This window comes from Phaeovulum sp., from assembly GCF_041596715.1.
Taxonomy (GTDB): Bacteria; Pseudomonadota; Alphaproteobacteria; order Rhodobacterales; family Rhodobacteraceae; genus UBA6213.
The window spans coordinates 1-1,615 of sequence record NZ_JBFHIA010000388.1; the positions used below are offsets into that span (position 1 = coordinate 1).

General features: G+C 62.3%; 3 protein-coding genes. 2 read left to right on the forward strand and 1 reads right to left on the reverse strand.

Annotation, left to right across the window (positions count from 1 at the left end; genetic code table 11):
• The first annotated feature begins 203 nt into the window (after positions 1–203).
• Together ABY403_RS16345 and ABY403_RS16350 are read left to right on the forward strand one after the other, a co-directional pair.
• Entirely contained in the window at positions 204–518 is a 315-nt protein-coding gene (locus tag ABY403_RS16345; protein WP_372841869.1) for an antibiotic biosynthesis monooxygenase, read from the forward strand.
• Positions 519–624: 106 nt separating this feature from the next.
• Positions 625–879 (forward strand): GlsB/YeaQ/YmgE family stress response membrane protein, encoded by a 255-nt coding sequence (locus tag ABY403_RS16350; RefSeq protein ID WP_372841870.1) that lies wholly within the window; start codon positions 625–627, stop codon positions 877–879.
• Positions 880–907: 28 nt separating this feature from the next.
• Here the strand turns inward: ABY403_RS16350 and ABY403_RS16355 are convergent, their stop codons facing one another.
• Complete coding sequence (locus ABY403_RS16355) at positions 908–1,435, reverse strand: hypothetical protein (RefSeq protein ID WP_372841871.1); 528 nt, start codon at positions 1,433–1,435, stop codon at positions 908–910.
• Positions 1,436–1,615: the final 180 nt, after the last annotated feature.

The following is a 1,615-nucleotide window of genomic DNA, read 5'->3' on the forward strand; positions in this document are numbered from 1 at the left end:
CTGCATCCGAACCGGTGCTGGCGAAGTGGCTGGCCGATATGGCGGCCGCGGGGATTGACGGCGCAGGGTTGTTGGAGCGGGCCAAGGCGGCGTTGGCGGCCAACGGTGGCTGAACTGCGGTGTCGGTGCCCGCCGCGATAGCGCGCACGCCGCGTGACGTGGCCGCGGCGCTGTGGCAGGATGCGGAAAAGGAGGGCCATACCATGCAGATTGCACAAGATTTCAAGGGCCAGACGGTGCTGACGACCTTCGAGATGACGCCCGGCACCGCAGACGACCTGATGGACGCCTTGAGCGAGGCCTATGACAAGTTCATCCGCCACCAGCCCGGCTTCATCGCAGCGGCCCTGCACATGAACGACGCGCAAACGCGGATTGCGAACTATAGCCAGTGGCAGCGGCGCGAGGATTACATGGCGATGCTGCGCACCCCTGAAATGCGCGAGAGAAACCGCCATATCGCCACGCTTTGCCGCGCTTTCGAGCCGGTGATGTACGAGGTGATGGGCGTGCTCTAAGCCGCGCGACACCGCGATGCGCCGCCGCGGCTTTCGCAGGGGCGGCTATCGATACGATGGCGAAATAGCAACCGAACGGCCCGATCCGGGCAGAATGTGAGGGCAGATGGGACTCGAATCCGTATTGGTGCTGCTGGTGGTGGGTGCGGTTGCAGGCTGGCTGGCAGGGCAGATCGTTTCGGGCGGCGGGCTTGGCCTTGTGGGCAATATCGTCGTCGGGATTCTGGGCGCGTTGATCGCAAGCTTGGTGCTGCCCCGGATCGGGCTGGGCTTGGGCGGCGGCATGGTTTCCGCGATCATTCATTCGACGATCGGCGCGGTGATCTTGCTGGTCGTGCTACGGCTGGTGCGGCGCGGCTAGGGCCGCGCATCGGCGAGCTTTGCGTTTGCTAGAACGGGTCTTTCTTGCTGGGGCTGCCCAGCAGGATGCTGTCCCAGCAGTCCATCAGGGTCGAAAGCGCGGCAGACGAGCCAGAGAGGGAAAACGAAGCGATGCGGCGTTCGTCGCTATTGGCGACCGCAACCGAACTGCCGCGCGCCAGATCGATCAGAAACTCGTCGGCCTTGTCCTTGTCATCGAGCGAGACGGAAATCGCGATTCCGCTGGCGTCGCCTGAAATCGTCCAACGTTCGCGGTCGATCAGAACGAGGAAATCGACGCTGCGCGGGGCGATGTCCCAGCTTTCGTCGAACACGAACAGGATCACCGTGCCGTCGTCATAGGTGGTGACTGAAAAGGTCTGCGCCTCGTTGTTTTGGGTTTCGGCGGAGCACCAAAGTTCGCCATCCGAGGTGTCATGCGTGAGGTCCACATACCACGCACCGCGGGTGAAAAGCCGGGTCGTGTCGTATTGCTCGGCGGAGGCCATCTGCGCGGGTAGCGCAAGCCCAAGAAAAAGCACCAGAAATCGCCACATAACCCGCCCCCTCGTTTTCCCTTCGGTATCGATACTAACCGGCTAGGAATGAAAATCAACGCTTTCGGGGCGGCGCGTATCACGCGTGATACGCGAGCCAAGGGTTTGAATTGGTTGCGGTTCGAGTTTTTCGTTAAGCATTTGGCAAGGAATTGGCGGCAGGTTTGCGCGGCGCGAGGC

Bases quoted from the DNA above. Each gene is read 5' to 3' on its own strand.
- ABY403_RS16345 (WP_372841869.1), top strand. From the start codon at position 204: ATGCAGATTGCACAAGATTTCAAGGGCCAGACGGTGCTGACGACCTTC.
- ABY403_RS16350 (WP_372841870.1), top strand. From the start codon at position 625: ATGGGACTCGAATCCGTATTGGTGCTGCTGGTGGTGGGTGCGGTTGCA.
- ABY403_RS16355 (WP_372841871.1), bottom strand. From the start codon at position 1,435: ATGTGGCGATTTCTGGTGCTTTTTCTTGGGCTTGCGCTACCCGCGCAG.